13 protein-coding genes are annotated in these 14,909 nt (G+C 71.0%); 5 read left to right on the plus strand and 8 right to left on the minus strand.

Features of this window, described 5'->3' with window-relative positions; all coding sequences use genetic code 11:
* Window positions 1-264: 264 nt before the first annotated feature.
* Window positions 265-783, plus strand: coding sequence for a hypothetical protein (locus ACQP2F_RS44210; protein WP_433298706.1), 519 nt, complete (start codon window positions 265-267; stop codon window positions 781-783).
* A 46-nt stretch (window positions 784-829) separates the two neighbouring features.
* On the opposite strand, the gene ACQP2F_RS44215 is transcribed toward ACQP2F_RS44210, so the two are convergent.
* The 5 genes from ACQP2F_RS44215 to ACQP2F_RS44235 all read right to left on the minus strand — a co-directional run bounded on the left by ACQP2F_RS44215 (window position 830) and on the right by ACQP2F_RS44235 (window position 6,878).
* Window positions 830-2,005 carry a Fic family protein gene (locus ACQP2F_RS44215; protein WP_433298708.1) on the minus strand — a complete coding sequence of 392 codons (1,176 nt, stop codon included), beginning with the start codon at window positions 2,003-2,005 and terminating at the stop codon, window positions 830-832.
* A 157-nt stretch (window positions 2,006-2,162) separates the two neighbouring features.
* Window positions 2,163-2,804, minus strand: coding sequence for a GNAT family N-acetyltransferase (locus ACQP2F_RS44220; RefSeq protein ID WP_433307880.1), 642 nt, complete (start codon window positions 2,802-2,804; stop codon window positions 2,163-2,165).
* On the minus strand, window positions 2,687-4,354 hold the full coding sequence (locus tag ACQP2F_RS44225) for a fumarate hydratase (RefSeq protein WP_433298710.1): 1,668 nt from the start codon (window positions 4,352-4,354) through the stop codon (window positions 2,687-2,689). The genes ACQP2F_RS44220 and ACQP2F_RS44225 overlap by 118 nt, the downstream gene beginning before the upstream one ends.
* A 118-nt stretch (window positions 4,355-4,472) precedes the next feature.
* Window positions 4,473-5,774 (minus strand): PQQ-binding-like beta-propeller repeat protein, encoded by a 1,302-nt coding sequence (locus ACQP2F_RS44230; RefSeq protein ID WP_433298712.1) that lies wholly within the window; start codon window positions 5,772-5,774, stop codon window positions 4,473-4,475.
* A gap of 567 nt (window positions 5,775-6,341) precedes the next feature.
* On the minus strand, window positions 6,342-6,878 hold the full coding sequence (locus ACQP2F_RS44235; RefSeq protein ID WP_433298714.1) for an Lrp/AsnC family transcriptional regulator: 537 nt from the start codon (window positions 6,876-6,878) through the stop codon (window positions 6,342-6,344).
* 88 nt (window positions 6,879-6,966) lie between these two features.
* Between ACQP2F_RS44235 and hppD the strand changes: the two genes are divergently transcribed.
* The 3 genes from hppD to hisC are packed head-to-tail and all read left to right on the plus strand — an operon-like array spanning window position 6,967 to window position 10,208.
* Complete coding sequence (gene hppD, locus ACQP2F_RS44240; RefSeq protein ID WP_433298716.1) at window positions 6,967-8,121, plus strand: 4-hydroxyphenylpyruvate dioxygenase; 1,155 nt, start codon at window positions 6,967-6,969, stop codon at window positions 8,119-8,121.
* Window positions 8,122-8,163: 42 nt separating this feature from the next.
* The gene (locus ACQP2F_RS44245; protein ID WP_433298718.1) at window positions 8,164-9,126 is read left to right on the plus strand and encodes an RDD family protein; all 963 of its coding nucleotides are present in this window, start codon (window positions 8,164-8,166) and stop codon (window positions 9,124-9,126) included.
* Window positions 9,123-10,208, plus strand: coding sequence for a histidinol-phosphate transaminase (hisC, locus tag ACQP2F_RS44250; RefSeq protein ID WP_433298720.1), 1,086 nt, complete (start codon window positions 9,123-9,125; stop codon window positions 10,206-10,208). Before ACQP2F_RS44245 ends, hisC begins: the two co-directional genes overlap by 4 nt.
* 5 nt (window positions 10,209-10,213) lie before the next feature.
* On the opposite strand, the gene ACQP2F_RS44255 is transcribed toward hisC, so the two are convergent.
* Complete coding sequence (locus ACQP2F_RS44255) at window positions 10,214-11,422, minus strand: MFS transporter (protein WP_433298722.1); 1,209 nt, start codon at window positions 11,420-11,422, stop codon at window positions 10,214-10,216.
* 46 nt (window positions 11,423-11,468) lie between these two features.
* On the opposite strand from ACQP2F_RS44255, the gene ACQP2F_RS44260 reads away from it, so the two are divergent.
* On the plus strand, window positions 11,469-12,683 hold the full coding sequence (locus ACQP2F_RS44260) for an ROK family protein (RefSeq protein WP_433298724.1): 1,215 nt from the start codon (window positions 11,469-11,471) through the stop codon (window positions 12,681-12,683).
* 136 nt (window positions 12,684-12,819) lie between these two features.
* Here ACQP2F_RS44260 and ACQP2F_RS44265 read toward each other — a convergent pair whose 3' ends face one another.
* Window positions 12,820-13,620, minus strand: a complete 801-nt coding sequence (locus tag ACQP2F_RS44265; protein ID WP_433298726.1) for an SMP-30/gluconolactonase/LRE family protein — start codon at window positions 13,618-13,620, stop codon at window positions 12,820-12,822.
* 13 nt (window positions 13,621-13,633) lie between these two features.
* Window positions 13,634-14,896, minus strand: coding sequence for a PQQ-binding-like beta-propeller repeat protein (locus ACQP2F_RS44270; protein ID WP_433298728.1), 1,263 nt, complete (start codon window positions 14,894-14,896; stop codon window positions 13,634-13,636).
* Between the last annotated feature and the right edge of the window lie 13 nt (window positions 14,897-14,909).

The following is a 14,909-nucleotide window of genomic DNA, read 5'->3' on the forward strand; positions in this document are numbered from 1 at the left end:
CAAGCGATAGCGGATCGACAGCGATCTGATAGTGCGAGACGGCACGATTTACAGGCGTCGCTCCACCGCGGATGTTCCCAAGGCATCGCCCCAGCGCGGTGGGGCGCGCACGTGGTACGGGGGACATGCAGCCCGCCCGTGTGGTCGCACACGGGCGGGCTGTTCGTATCTCGTATCGCGATGATCACTCTCGGTTGGACGGGACGCGCGGCGGAACGTAACGTCGGCGGGGTTCGCACGTCCCCCGACGAGAAGGATCTCCTCATGCGACGCGCCATCCTGGCCGTGATCGCGGGCGGCGCCATCCTGGCCGTCTCCGCCTGCGACTCCGACGCGGATGCCACGCCCGAGGCGGCTGCACCGTCCCGTACGGCGCCGACGGCCGCGGTGAGCACGCCGGCCGCGCCCGACTATTCGGCCAACACCACCCAGGTCTGCGGCAAGCTCAAGACGCTCTACACGGTCGAGCTCCGCGCATTCGGCACGGCGATGGGCAAGATGGTCACCTACAAGGAGGCCAAGCAGACCGCCGACGCCGAGAAGGCCGAGGCCACCGCGGCCGGCCAGCTGAAGGCGGCGGCCACGAAGATTCGCAAGGAGACGGCCGCGGCCGAGGACCCGACCTTCCAGGCGGCCGGCAAGGTCTCCGCGTCGAAGCTGGAGAGCAGCGCCGCCGACCGCCGGTACATGGACAAGGTCAAGACGCTCGCCGACCTGAACAAGACCGTCGAGGCCCAGTTCACCGAGTGGTTGACCCCGGTCGCCGGCTACTGCGGGTCGTAGCCTTCTCGCCGCCACCGCCCTGCAGAAGGCCGGAGGGCGCACGTCGTCAGGCAGCGTTGATGATATTCAGGACGTTTCGGGCGGCAAAGACTCGTCCGTACCTTCGGCCCGTGCGTTCCTCCAGGATTCCTAACTGGACGAGCCGCCCGATTGCGGTGTTCGCCGCCTGATACGACACTCCGTATCTTTCGGCGGTGGGCCGGGCTGTGATCAGCGGGTAACCGAACATGTCTTCGACGATCCGGACGGCTACGCCGCGAATGTCCGCATCCAGGAGTTGCGCCAGCGTCGTGTCTCGCCAGTCATGGAGCGCGTCGATCTTCTCCACGCCCCGGACCGCCTGCGCTCGCACGGCTTCGGAGAAGAACCGGATCCAGGGCTCAAAATCGCCGGTCGCGCTCACGGCGAGTAGATGATCCTGATACTGGCGCCGCCGTGCCTCCAGCCAGGGGGAAAGGTTCAGTACCGGTACCCGCAGCTCGCCCTGGTGAGCCAGTTGCAAGACGCAAACCAGACGGCCAAGCCGGCCATTGCCGTCATTGAACGGGTGCAGCGTCTCGAACTGGTAGTGACCCAGCGCCATCTTGATCACCAGAGGGATCGTGTCTTTGGCCATGAGCCACGACGCCCACGCGTCGACGCCCGCACGTAGCTGATCCCCCGGGGGCGACGGCACGAACCGTGCGTCATCCACCCGACCGCCGCCCGCGCCGATGAACACCTGGCCGGTTCGAAGGCGCCCCGCGTCATGCGAATCGCCGCGAGTCCCCCGTACGACGATCTTCTGCAACTGCTCGAGCATCCCGACCGTGATGGGCTTGTCCTTGATCCATTCGAACGCCAGTTCGGCCGCCTCGACGTAGTTGTGCACCTCCGCAACAGAGGCGGTGAGCTGGTTGCGTTTGAGGAAGTCAGCTTCAAGGACGTCGTCAAGCGCCGCGTAGGTGCCTTCGAGCGCGGACGTACTGACGGCCTCCTGCCGGATTGCCGGGCGCGCGAGGAGCCCCGGATTGGGCAGCCGAAAGGCGGCTTGGTCAAGGCGCGCCACCGCCACCGACGCCTCGGTAACTGCCAGATAGGTCTCCTGAGACAGGCTGAGCTTCGTCGGCAGCGGGTCCGGGATGAAGGCCGAGCAGTCGTAGTTCTCGTTGAACCGCGGATCCCATCCGGAAATTTGGACTAGGTAGCCCACAGGAGACGATCGGAACGTTGCGTCATCCATAGTTTTGAAGTAAAGCACGAAAAACTTGAAAAGTAGAACCTAGTTTTGAAGTCGAGAGATCGCTTGCGCCCAAGATTCCAAGTATTTCCGGGCCCGCTTTAAATTACAGCCGTGAAATTCAACCACGCTCTGTAAGCTCGTGGGAACCGACCTCGGATCAGAGTCGATACAGCGCGAACGGTGCGTCCGGGTGGATGCCCGGCTCGCCCTCGACCAAGCCGGGCCGCCGGATGATGCCGGCCAGGCGCATGCCGAGCCGTTCCATCACCGCCCGGGACGCGCCGTTGTGGACCTCGGTGAAGGCCACGATCGGCAGCTCCGGGAAGTGCTCGCCGGCCCAGGCGATCGCCGCCCGGCCGAGTTCGGTCGCGTAGCCGCGGCCGGTCAGCGCGTCCCGCACGACCCAGCCCAACTCGAGCACCGTCGTGCCGTCCAGCTCGATCCGGGTGAAGCCGCCCCGGCCGACGAGCGAACCGTCCGCGACGTCGCGCGCCATCCACTTGGCCACGCCGGCGGTCGACCAGCGGCGGGCCATGGCCACGGCCCAGGCCGCCACCGACTCCGGCGTCCAGGGACCGGTCCATCGGGCGACGATCGGATCGCCGTACAGCAGCAGAAGGTCTTCGATGTCCTCCGGGCCGACCGGGGTCAGCCGGAGCCGGGCGGTGCGGACCGAGGTGGTCAGGGTCGGGCGCCGATCCGCAGCACCGGGTTGGGCTTGGTCACCTCGGCGAAGAAGTCGTTGCCCTTGTCGTCGACGACGATGAAGGCCGGGAAGTCCTCGACCTCGATCTTCCAGACCGCTTCCATGCCGAGCTCCGGGTACTCCAGGACCTCGACGTGGCGGATGCAGTCCTGGGCCAGCCGCGCGGCCGGGCCGCCGATCGAGCCGAGGTAGAAGCCGCCGTGGGTCTGGCAGGCCCGGGTCACCTGGGCCGAGCGGTTGCCCTTGGCCAGCATGACCAGCGAGCCGCCGGCCGCCTGGAACTGCTCGACGTACGCGTCCATCCGGCCGGCCGTGGTCGGGCCGAACGAGCCCGACGCGTACCCCTCGGGGGTCTTGGCCGGCCCGGCGTAGTAGACCGCGTGGTCGCGCAGGTACTGCGGCATCGGCTCGCCGGCCGCCAGGCGCTCGGCGATCTTCGCGTGGGCGATGTCGCGGGCGACCACCAGCGGGCCGGAGAGGGACAGGCGGGTCTTCACCGGGTACTGCGAGAGCTCGGCGCGGATCTCGGCCATCGGGCGGTTGAGGTCGACCCGGACGACCGGGCCCTCGTTCAGCTCGACGTCGGGCAAGAACCGGGCCGGGTCGGTCTCGAGACGCTCGAGCCAGACGCCGGACGGGGTGATCTTCGCGAGCGCCTGGCGGTCGGCCGAGCACGAGACGGCGATCGCGACCGGGCAGGATGCGCCGTGGCGGGGCAGCCGGATCACGCGTACGTCATGGCAGAAGTAACGCCCGCCGAACTGCGCGCCGATGCCGAAGTCGCGGGTCAGCTCGAGCACCGCGGCCTCGAGCTCGACGTCGCGGAAGCCGTGTGCCGCCATCGTGCCGTGCCGGGGCAGGTTGTCCAGGTACTTCGCGCTGGCCAGCTTGGCCGTCTTCAACGCGTACTCGGCGCTGGTGCCGCCGATGACGACCGCCAGGTGGTACGGCGGGCAGGCCGACGTGCCGATCAGCCGGAGCTTCTCGTCCAGGAACTCCATCATCCGCGCCGGGTTCAGCAGCGCCTTGGTCTCCTGGTAGAGGTAGCTCTTGTTGGCCGAGCCGCCGCCCTTGGCCATGAACAGGAACTTGTACGCGTCGGGCTGGCCGCCCGGGTCCTCCGCGTAGAGCTCGATCTGGGCCGGCAGGTTGGAGCCGGTGTTCCGCTCGTCCCACATGGTCAGCGGGGCCAGCTGGGAATAGCGCAGGTTGAGCCGGGTGTACGCCTGATAGACGCCCCGGGCGATGGCTTCCTCGTCGAGCCCGTCGGTCAGCACGTGCCGCCCGCGCTTGCCCATGACGATCGCCGTACCCGTGTCCTGGCACATCGGCAGCACGCCGCCGGCCGCGATGTTGGCGTTGCGCAGCAGGTCGAGCGCCACGAACCGGTCGTTCGCCGACGCCTTGGGGTCGTCGATGATCGAACGCAGCTGGGAGAGGTGCGCGGGCCGCAGGAAGTGCGCGATGTCGTGCATCGCCTCGGCGGTGAGCTGGGTCATCACGGCCGAGTCGACGGTCAGGAACCGGCGGCCGCCGGGACCGTGCACGACGTCCACACCCTCGTCGGTGACCAGACGGTACTCGGTCAGGTCGTCGCCGGTCGGCAACAGCGGCGAGTACGAGAAAGCGGCGCCTCTGCTCATGACGGGCAAGCCTAGGACAGCGGCCGGTCGGCGCGCGAACCGCTCCCACCGCGTCCCGGTACCAGTTCGGTCACTGCTTCGGTCACCGCTTCGGTCACCGCTTCGGTCACCGCTTCGGTCAAGCAAAGGGCAGGTAGGCCATGTCGCGGCCGTCGACGGCGATCATTCCGCCCGGCCCGGTGGCGAAAATTTTGGCGCTGGTGCGCACTTCGGCCATCAGGCGGCCGGTGGACGGCGAGAGCGCCACGACCCGGTCCGGCTTGGTGGTGGCGATGATCACCGCGTACGGGGTGAGAGCCGCCGAAGCGTTCGCTCCCGCCGCCCGGCTCCAGGTCGTCCGCCCATTGGCCAGCGACAGTCCGCGCAGGGTCCCCTTGTCGGCGCCGCGCACCACCGCGAAGCTGTCGTTGACCGCGACCACCTCCTCCCCCTTGGCGCCGTGCCACAGCACCCGCCCGTCGTGGGCCGCGATCAGCTCCTGCCGGCCGACCGGGTCGACGCCGAGCACGACGTCCTCGCCGCCGGCCGGGTCGCGGTCCTGCTTGCAGCTCGACCCGTTGCCGGCCGTCCGCAGGTTGAGACCGTCCCGCTGCCAGACCGTGCCGCCGCCGGGCGGATCGGTGGCGACCACGCCGAAGTAGCAGGTGCCGTCGGCCGCCGTCGCGGTCACCGTGAGCACCCGGCCGCCGGCCACCGCGACCCGCTGTCCCGAGCCCGGCTGGGCCGTCTGCACGAGCTTGCCGGTGGCGGTGTCGATCACCCGCACCTTACCGTCGTCGGGCAGCCCGACCAGCGCCGGCATCGGCCGCGGGCCGGCCACGTCGTCGTCGATCCCGCCCGAGGTCAACGGGTTGGTGTCGGGCAGGTCCGGGTTGGCGGCGTCGAGCACGAAGCCGATCCCGCCGGTGCTGACCCGCCAGCGGGTGTTGCCCCTGGTGTCCCAGGAGGTCAGCTCGCAGTCGCCGCCCTTGCCGCAGCGCAGGTCGAGGATGCCGGTGCGATAGGTCCAGACCGCGCTGGCCTCGGTGTCGGCTCGCCGAACCGCGCCGCTACGCGGGTCGACCACCTGGTAGCCGTGCTTGAGCAGGCGGCCGGTCACGACCACCGCGTCCGATCCCTCACCGGCCACCGCGGCCCAGTCGGCGTCGCTGCCCCACAGCTTGACCGCGGCGCCCAGCCCGTACGCCTCCACGGACGTCCGGTACTCGACCAGGACCGCGTCGTTGACGATGGTGACGCTCTGCGGGCTGCCGCCGATGGTCTGCTGCCACTGCGACGCACCCTCGGCGATCGGCCCGCTCGTGTTGATCCAGGCCCACACCTTGGGCCACGGGTTGAAGACGTGAGTGGTGGCCAGCACGACCAGCACCACGATGATGGTCAGCGCGTATCCTCGCCACGCACTGCCACCCGACGCCATGGCCGAGAGGCTAACGACGTCAATCACCCAGGCGATGGATCTCGATATGCCCGTGTCGATCACTTACGCCCGATACGCGGCGCCGCCTGTGGATAACTTCGAAGAAATGTCGGCAGTGGCTGCTCTACTGCACCCCACCCAAACGGGGTGGGCCGCGCCCACCCATTGGGGACGGGTTGCAGGCGCTGGCCAACGCCGTCGATTGCCGGCGGCCCGGTGCCTCCCCGCTCGGCGCCGCTCTGCAATCGCCGTCGCGGCTCGGCCTGCGCCGGCGTTGCCGCAATGGCGCCGCACGGAACGCTTTGCTCTGCTGACAGATACGCGCCGAAAATGACGTGCGTTCGTTTTCGGCCTGCTGGCCGGCGCCCGGCCATGGTTGGTGGGCGGGCGGGCCATGGTTGGCGGCGGGCGGCCATAGTGGGCGGCCGGCGGCCGGCGTCGGCGGCGGCGCGCCATGGTCGGCAGCGAGCGACGGACCTTGACCGGCGGAGCTGACGTCATGCCGAGCGAGAAAAGGGAACTGATCCGCGCCCGAGGACGCCGCCACCCTGGCCGTGTGGCGGCTAGCTAGACCGACTCGGCGCCGGGATGGGTCGCGCTACCAGCGCGGTGGGTTGGGCCGGCCGCGGAGGCCGCCCGCACCAGCGGCAGCGTTCGATACGGGATCAGCTCGGCCAGCGCGATGATCGTCGACGCGCGGACGATCCCCTCGTAGCCGACGATCTGGTCGATCACCCGCTGGAGGTCGGCGTTCGAGCGGGCGACGATCCGGCACAGCACGTCGCCGCTGCCGGTGATCGTGTGGGCCTCGAGGACCTCGGGGATGTCGGCCAGGTGCTCGGCGACGGCCGTGTGGCCGTACCGCTGGCTGAGCTCCAGGATCACGAAGCTCATCACCCCGAAGCCGATCGCCTCGGGGCTCACCTCGGGTCCGAAGCCCTTGATCGCGCCCCGCGCGATCAGCTTGTCCAGCCGGGCCTGCACCGTCCCGCGTGCGACGGCCAGCCGGCGGGAGAGCTCCAGCACGCCGATCCGCGGCTCCTCCCGCAACAGCGCGACGAGTTTTGCGTCCAGGCCGTCAAGCTGAACAGATTGCATAGTCATCCCGGCAAGGTACCGGACGAGTTGCGCAGACTGACCAACGGAAAACAGAACTGTTGCCCACCCGGAGAGGCAAGGGCAGCCTCGGCCCATGACGCAGATGATGGAACACTCGACCACCCAAGCCGACGTCTTCCCCGTCAAGGGCGTCGACTACCTGCAGTTCCTGGTGGGCAACGCGAAGCAGGCGGCCCACTACTACTCGACCGCGTTCGGCATGACCTGTGTCGCTTACCGCGGGCCCGAGCAGGGCTATCGCGATCACGCCGAATACGTCCTGGTCAGCGGCTCGGCCCGGTTCCTGCTCACGGGGGCGGTGCACGCCGGGGCGCCGGGCGCCGACCACGTCGCCAAGCACAGTGACGGCATCTACGACATCGCGCTCGAAGTGCCCGACGTCGACGCCGCCTACCTGCACGCGATCAACGCCGGCGCTCGCGGGGTCACCGAGCCGCACGACGTCAAGGACGAGCACGGCACGATCCGGATCGCGGCCATCGCCACGTACGGCGACACCATTCATTCCCTGGTCGACCGCTCCGGCTACGACGGACCCTTCATGCCCGGCTTCGTCACCCACGAGCCGATCATCGACCGTACGGCCGCGATCGAAGCCGGCCTCCAGCCCAAGCGCTACTTCCAGGCCGTCGACCACGTGGTCGGCAACGTCGAGCTCGGCAAGATGGACGAGTGGGTCGAGTTCTACGGCCGCGTCATGGGCTTCACCAACATGGCCGAGTTCATCGGCGACGACATCGCCACCGACTACTCGGCGCTGATGAGCAAGGTCGTCGCCGACGGCACGCGCAAGGTGAAGTTCCCGCTCAACGAGCCGGCCGTCTCCAAGCGCAAGTCGCAGATCGACGAGTACCTCGAGTTCTACGACGGCCCCGGCGCCCAGCACGTCGCGATCGCCACCAACGACATCCTGGCCAGCGTGGACGCGATGGCCGCGGCCGGCTGCGAGTTCCTGGACACGCCGGACTCGTACTACGACGACCCGGAGCTGCGGGCCCGGATCGGCACCGTGCGGGTGCCGATCGAGGAGCTCAAGAAGCGCAAGATCCTGGTCGACCGGGACGAGGACGGCTACCTGCTGCAGATCTTCACCAAGCCGGTGCAGGACCGCCCGACCGTCTTCTTCGAGCTGATCGAGCGGCACGGGTCGCTGGGCTTCGGCAAGGGCAACTTCAAGGCGCTGTTCGAGGCCATCGAGCGGGAGCAGGAGCTGCGCGGGAACCTGTAACGCGGGAACCTGTAAACAGCCCCTGGTGGTTAAGGTTTCCGCATGAGCTCGTTGCCCGCCGGCTGGTACAAGGACCCGGCCGACACCTCCACCCAGCGCTACTGGGACGGCGAGGGCTGGGTCGGTAAGGCCATCCCGGCCGACGCGGTGCCGCCCGACGGGCCGCCGCCGGTCGAGGAGGAGCCGCCGCCGGTCCCGGAGCCGGCCGCGCCGCTCCCGCCGGCGTCGCAACGGCCGCAACAGCCGCAACCGGCTCCGCCCGGGTGGGGCCCGATGCCTCCGCCCCCGCCCGGGTGGCAGCCGCCGCCGGGATGGCAGCAGCCGCCGTCGGGATGGCAGCAGCCGCCGCCGTGGCAGCAACTGCCGCCGGGCATGAGCCGGGCCGCCGTCTATCCGATGGCCGAGGCGCGCCCGCACGGCTTCGCGCTGGCCGGCCTCGGGCCGCGGCTGGTCGCCCGCCTGATCGACATCCTGGTCGTGCTGCTGCTGAACATCGTGGTGAACGGCTACTTCGGCTACCAGGTCATCAAGGAGTACGTGCCGTTCTACCGGGCGGTCGTCGACCAGATGGCCCGCGGCGGCAACGCGCTCGACGTACCGCAGCCGGACGGCAAGGCCGACGGCCTGATCTGGGCGATGCTGATCGTGGCGACGCTGTTGTGGCTGGTCTACGAGGCACCGGCGATCGCCGGCAGCGGGCAGACCCTGGGCAAGCGGATCATGCGGATCAAGGTCGTCGCGCTGGAGAACACCGAGCCGCTCGGCTTCGGCCGGGCGTTCGGCCGGTGGGCCCGGCTCGGCCTGTGGACGCCGGCCTGGGGCTGCTGCGGCGTCGGCCTGATCTTCCAGTTCATCGACTCGCTCTCGCCGACGCTGGACCAGCAGCTGCGGCAGGCGTTGCACGACAAGACGGCACGCACGGTCGTGATCGCGCTGCCGCCCCACGACCGGCAACCCGTCGACGCTTCGACCGGCGGCTCCGCGAAAGAAGAAGGACCACGATGACTCGCCTGACCCGTGCCGACCTCGACAGCCTCCCGGCGTACGTCCCGGGCCGTAACCTTGCCGATCTGACCCGCGAGCTCGGCATCGCCGAGGCGATCAAGCTCGCCAGCAACGAGGTGCCGTACGGTCCGCTGCCCGGCGTGGTCGAGGCGGTCACCGAGGCGATGGCGTCGGTGCACCGCTATCCCGACATGGGCGTGGTGGCGCTGCGCGACGCGCTGGCCGGGCGGTACGGCGTGGCCGCCGACCGGATCGTCACCGGCTGCGGCTCGGTGGCGCTGGCCGAGATTCTGGTCAAGGCGACCTGCCTGCCGGGCGACGAGATCGTGTACTCGTGGCGCTCGTTCGAGGCGTACCCGATCATCTCGGCCGGCGCGGGCGCGACCAGCGTGCGGGTGCCGAACACCGCCGGGCACGGGCACGACCTCGGTGCGATGGCCGACGCGATCACCGACCGGACCAGGCTCGTGATCGTCTGCAACCCGAACAACCCGACCGGCACCGCCGTCCGCAAGGCCGAGCTCGACCGGTTCCTCGCCGACGTGCCGTCCGATGTGCTCGTGGTGCTCGACGAGGCGTACCGGGAAATGGTCACCGACCCCGACGTGCCGGACGGCATCGAGACGTACGCGGATCGCCCTAATGTTTTGATCTTGCGCACGATGTCGAAGGCGTGGGGCCTGGCCGGGCTCCGGATGGGCTTCCTGGTCGCGCAGCCCGAGGTGGCCGCCGCGATCCGCAAGGTGCTCACCCCGTTCTCGACCAGTCTCGTGGCCCAGGCCGCCGCGCTGGCCGCGCTGAGCCAGGAGGACGAGGTCAAGCGCCGCTGCTCGCTGGTCGTCGCCGAGCGGGCCCGGGTCACCGAGGCGCTGCGCAAGCTGAGCGTGGACGTGCCGGAGAGCCAGGCCAACTTCGTCTGGCTTCCGCTGGGCGACAAGGCGGCGAGGTTCGGGGCGGTCTGCGAGGGCCGCGGCGTCATCGTGCGTCCGTTCCAAGGCGATGGCGTACGCGTCACGATCGGCACGCCGGAGGAGAACGACGCCTTCCTGGCCGCCGCCGAGGTCGCCCTCGACCAGATCTGACGGCTTCAGTGGATCGCGGCCAGCTCGGCCTCGACCGCCTCGTCGAGGCGGCTCGGGAAGACCTGCCGGGCGGTGACGACCAGGACCAGGGCCACCAGGGCGAGCCCGGCCGCGAGCAACGGAAGGGCGCCCAGGTGGCCGGCCCCGGTCACCCGCTCGCCGACCAGCGCGCCGCCGCCGATGCCGATCTGGAATGCCACGACGTAGACGGCCGACGCCGCGTCGCGGGCCCGGGGCGCGATGCGCAGCACGGTGGCGGCCAGGCAGACCGGGATAGCGCAGAACGCGCCGCCCCAGAGCAGCGTGGCCACGATCGTCGGCACCGGGCCGAGCACCGGCGCGAGCGAGCCGACCGCGACAGCCAGCACCGCGAGCAGGCTCGCCAGCGCCGGTCCGGGCCGGCGGTCGATCAGGCGGCCGACGGTGTAGGACGCGATCAGGGCGGCCGCGCCGTACCCGAGAAGCAACGCACTCAGCCCGATGCCCGCCAACCCACCGTCCCGCCGCACCAGCGGGGCGATGTAGGTGTACGCCGCGAAGTGGCCGATCACGAGCACACCGGTGATCGTGCAGAGCAGCGCCACCTTCGGGTCGCGGATGATCGTGATCGACGCGCGCAGCTGCGCCCCGAGCCGGGTGTTCCGGTCGTGCGGCAGCGGGTGCAGTTGGGGCAGCACCCGGGCCAGCAGCAGCACGCAGACCGCGCCGGCCGCGGCGACCACGCCGACCGCCACCCGCCAGCCCAGCCACTGGCCGATCGCGGTGCCGACCGGCACGCCGGCCACGATCGCCAGCGAGTTGCCGACGAAGACCAGCGCCGTGGCCCGGCCCGCCTGTCCCGGCGGGGCGAGGCGCGCGGTGATCGGCCCGATCACCGACCAGAAGACGCCGTGCGCGAGCGCGCAGACCAGCCGGGTCAGCGCCAGCACGAGGAAGCTCGGCGCGAACGCGGCGGCGCCCTGGGAGAGCACGAAGATCGCCATGCAGACCGTGATCAGCAAGTGCCGCGGCGCCCGCATGGTCAGCGCGGTCAGCGGGATCGTGCTCACCGCCGCCACCACCGCATAGCTGGTGAGCAGCAGTCCGACGTCCGACTCGGCCACGTGGAGACCGCTCGCGATCTGCGGGAGCAGTCCGACCGGCAGCGTCTCGGCGGTCACGAAGCAGAAGGCGGAGGCGCCGAGAACGGCCAGCGCCGGGCGGTTGAACGTCACCTCCGCAGGTTAAGCTCTAGATCCGAGTAAAAGAGAGAAACCGGATGTGACGACGCGCTCAACGGAACTTCTCCGAGTGGCACACACGCGCCCCGGCGTTACCCGGGCCGCCGCCGCCCGGCTGCTCGGCGTGGGCACCGGCGCGGCCACCGAGATCGTCGCCCGGCTCACCCAGCAGTCGCTGCTGGCCGAGGCGCCGGCCGCGCCCAACGGCAACCGGGGCCGGCCGACGACGGTTCTGGTGCCGCATCCGGCGGGTCCGCTCGTGCTGGCGGCGGCGATCACCCATGAGGCCTGGCGGGTCGACGTGGTCGAGCTGGGCGGCGCCATCTTGACGTCGGTGTCGGAGAAACACGCGGGCCAGGCATGGGGCGCGCTCACTGCGGCCGTCACCGCCGCGATCTCGGCGTTCCAGCGCACGTACGCCGGGAGGCTGCGGGCCATGGGCGTCTCGGTACCCGGCACGGTCAGTCCGGACCTGCGCCTGGACGCAAGCAACCTCGGCTGGCACGACGCCGATTTGACCGCCCTGTGGCCGGGCCCGGTCGTAGTCGCCGGCCCCGCCGCCGCGCCCGGCCCGGTCTCCGCAGGCAGCGCGGCTGCCGCGATCGGGCATGGCCCGGTCTTCATGGCCGGCGCCACCCCGGTCTTCATGGCCGGCAACGATGCGACGCTGGCCGCCTCGGCCGAGTCCCATCGTGGCGCCGCGGTGTCGGCCACGGTCGCGCTGCACCTACGCATCGAGGGCGGCCTCGGCGGCGCGGTGGTCGACCACGGCAACGTCCTGCTCGGCGCCCGCGGCGCCGGCGGCGAGTTCGGCCACATGCCGTTCGGCGACCCCAGCATCGGCTGCCCGTGCGGCGCGCACGGCTGCTGGGGCACCGCGGTCGACGGAACGGCCCTGGCCCGCCTGCTCGGCCAGACCGACCCCCCGCCCGACCCGGTCACCTACGCCCGCCGCGTCATAGCCGCCACCGGCAGCCGGGAGCGCACGGCCGTCCGAACCGTCGCGGCCGCCCTGGGACGAGGCATCGCGGGCCTGGTCAACGGCTTGGACGCCGACCTCGTGACCCTGGGCGGCGTAGGCGTAGACCTGCTGGCCGCCGCCCCGGAGGAAATCGACGCGGCCTACCGAGCCGGCCTCATGCAGGTGCACCGGTCCTCGCCGCCGCCGGTAGTGGCCGCCGCTCTGGGCGACGACGGCCCCATCGCGGGCGCCGCCGAGGAGGCCTGGTCACGTCTGCTGCCGCTGCTGGCCTGAACGAGTCGCGCCATTCCGGATGACTCCGCCGTTCTCCGGACCGGGCAACGCTGCCGTGACCTCGACCGCGTGCTCCCGTGAGCGCGGCGGGAATTTCGGGGCGCCATCCACAGGGTGTGCGATCAACGGCGCCGAGCTAGGCGAGATCGACGGCGAAAAGGCGGCCCGTGCGGTTCGAGAACATGGCGGCCGGGTTGGTGTAGTCGGCGGTCAAGGCGTACAGCGTCCGGCCGTCCGGGGTCAGCGCGCAGTCGAAGGCGCCGTCTGGGAGGGGGATCGTGGTGACGATCTCGCCGCCCTCGTGGATCAGTTGGCAGTGGCGGTTGGGGACGGCGGCGTACCAGATGGCGCCTGAAGGGTCGAGGCAGATGCCGTCGGGGGCGGCGCCGGGCAGGGCGGCCCAGACGCGGCGGCGGGTGAGGGCGCCGTCGGGCGCGATGTCGAAAGCGGTCAGGCGGGACGCGTGTGACTCGGCCACGATCAGCGTCGCGTCGTCGGGGGTCACCGCCATGCCGTTCGGGAACTCGAGGCCGTCGGCCACCACTCGGGGCTCGCCATCGGGAGTCACCACGGCGATCAGGCCGGGCCGCGGCGTACCGCCGGGGAAGTCGTAGCCGATGTTGTTGACGAAGACGTTGCCACGGGAGTCGGTGGCGATGTCGTTCCACGGATGGGCGCCGTCTATGGGCGACAAATCGGAAAAGTCGGAACCGGCGCGCCGAAGAAGAGCGGCGGGGCCGTCGAGCACCACCAGATCGTCGCCGATCCAGTCGATGCAGAAGGGCAGGCCCTCGTTGGTGGCGACGACCGTCGGTCCCTCATCGTCGAGACGGATCACCTCGCCCGCGCCCCAGTCGCAGAACCAGAGCCGTCCGTCGTGCCAGCGGGCCGACTCGCCCATCACGATGTCGGTCAACACCACCCGCGGTTCTGCCATCTGCCCACAGTAGTCAGAGCGCAGCGACGACCACCGGCGACGCGGTGAAGTAGGGCTGGAACTCGCCGGAGGAGAGCCGCTCGACCGCGACGTACCGGCCGGTCACCTGCCAACGGCCCGGAGTCCAGCCGAAGCCCTCGCCGTCGTATTCGAGCGGGAAACGACGCGAGCCGACGGTCAGCGTACGGGCGGCGTCGAGCAGCACCGGACGGCCCGCCGACGTGCCGAGGACGAGGGTGCCGACCGGATACGAGCCCACGACCTTGCCGGTTGCGGTGACCGCGTGCAGGCCTTCCGCGTCCGGGTAGAAGACGAGACCGCCGGCGACCGTGCTGCCAGGGCGATCGAGCGCGGGCGCGCGGCCGAGAGCGGGAACGGGGCCGACCCCGGGGGCGGGGCCGAGAGCGGGGGCGGGGCCGAGAGCGGGGGCCGGGCCGAGCGCGGGAGCGGAGCCGAGAGCGGGAGCGGAGCCGAGAGCGGGGGCGCGGCCGACAGGCGTGGGCGCGGCGGACGGCGAGGACGTCGCGGCGCCGGTGAGCCAGCCGTGGCCGGCGCCGTCGCGGAAGGCGGCGCAGGCCGAGGCGGCGACGTCGCAGGCGACCGGGGTGTACGGCCCGGCGGGGAACCCGGCGACCGGCGCGCCGGTGGCGGCGTCGTACGCGGCCGACGGGCAGACGACCTGGCCGCCGGCGGTCGTGAAGGCGTCGGCACAGGCCGCGGCGGTCCAGCGGCGGGCGCCCGTGCCCACGTCGTACGCGTAAGCCCGGTTGCCCTGCGTGACCAGCACGATCGGACCGGCCACGTGCAGGCCCGGCGGCGCCCAGACCGCCTCCGACGACGTGCGCGTGACCGTGACCGTGAGATCCGGCGCCGCCGGCCCCGCAGCCCGCCACACGATCTTGCCGGTGCGACCGTCGAGGGCGATGAGGTCGCCGTCCGACCAGCGGCTCACCACCGTGTCACCGGCCGCCACCACGCCGGAGAGCTTCGACGGCCAGCGGCGCAACGACCAGATCGCGGTGTAGACGGTCTTCGCGTCGACGGGCGCGTCGGCCCGCACCTGCCGCTCGCCGGCGTAGACGCGGATGGTGTCGCCGACGATCAGCGGCGCCGGACCGAGCCGACCGGTCGGGCCCGGCGGGTGCGCCAACGTCGCGGGATAGGGCGGCTTGACCGAGGCCAGCACCTCGGCCGGCCCGAGCACACGCCAGCCGACGAGCGCGGCGGCGGCGACCAAGAGCAACGCCAGCAGCGACCGCAGCAGCACCCGGAACACAGGGCGAGACTAT

It is taken from the genome of Actinoplanes sp. CA-030573 (assembly GCF_050951115.1).
Lineage (GTDB): Bacteria > Actinomycetota > Actinomycetes > Mycobacteriales > Micromonosporaceae > Actinoplanes.

Bases quoted from the DNA above. Each gene is read 5' to 3' on its own strand.
- ACQP2F_RS44215 (WP_433298708.1), bottom strand. From the start codon at position 2,005: ATGGATGACGCAACGTTCCGATCGTCTCCTGTGGGCTACCTAGTCCAA.
- hppD (WP_433298716.1), top strand. From the start codon at position 6,967: ATGACGCAGATGATGGAACACTCGACCACCCAAGCCGACGTCTTCCCC.
- ACQP2F_RS44225 (WP_433298710.1), bottom strand. From the start codon at position 4,354: ATGAGCAGAGGCGCCGCTTTCTCGTACTCGCCGCTGTTGCCGACCGGC.
- hisC (WP_433298720.1), top strand. From the start codon at position 9,123: ATGACTCGCCTGACCCGTGCCGACCTCGACAGCCTCCCGGCGTACGTC.
- ACQP2F_RS44265 (WP_433298726.1), bottom strand. From the start codon at position 13,620: ATGGCAGAACCGCGGGTGGTGTTGACCGACATCGTGATGGGCGAGTCG.
- ACQP2F_RS44245 (WP_433298718.1), top strand. From the start codon at position 8,164: ATGAGCTCGTTGCCCGCCGGCTGGTACAAGGACCCGGCCGACACCTCC.
- ACQP2F_RS44210 (WP_433298706.1), top strand. From the start codon at position 265: ATGCGACGCGCCATCCTGGCCGTGATCGCGGGCGGCGCCATCCTGGCC.
- ACQP2F_RS44235 (WP_433298714.1), bottom strand. From the start codon at position 6,878: ATGACTATGCAATCTGTTCAGCTTGACGGCCTGGACGCAAAACTCGTC.
- ACQP2F_RS44230 (WP_433298712.1), bottom strand. From the start codon at position 5,774: ATGGCGTCGGGTGGCAGTGCGTGGCGAGGATACGCGCTGACCATCATC.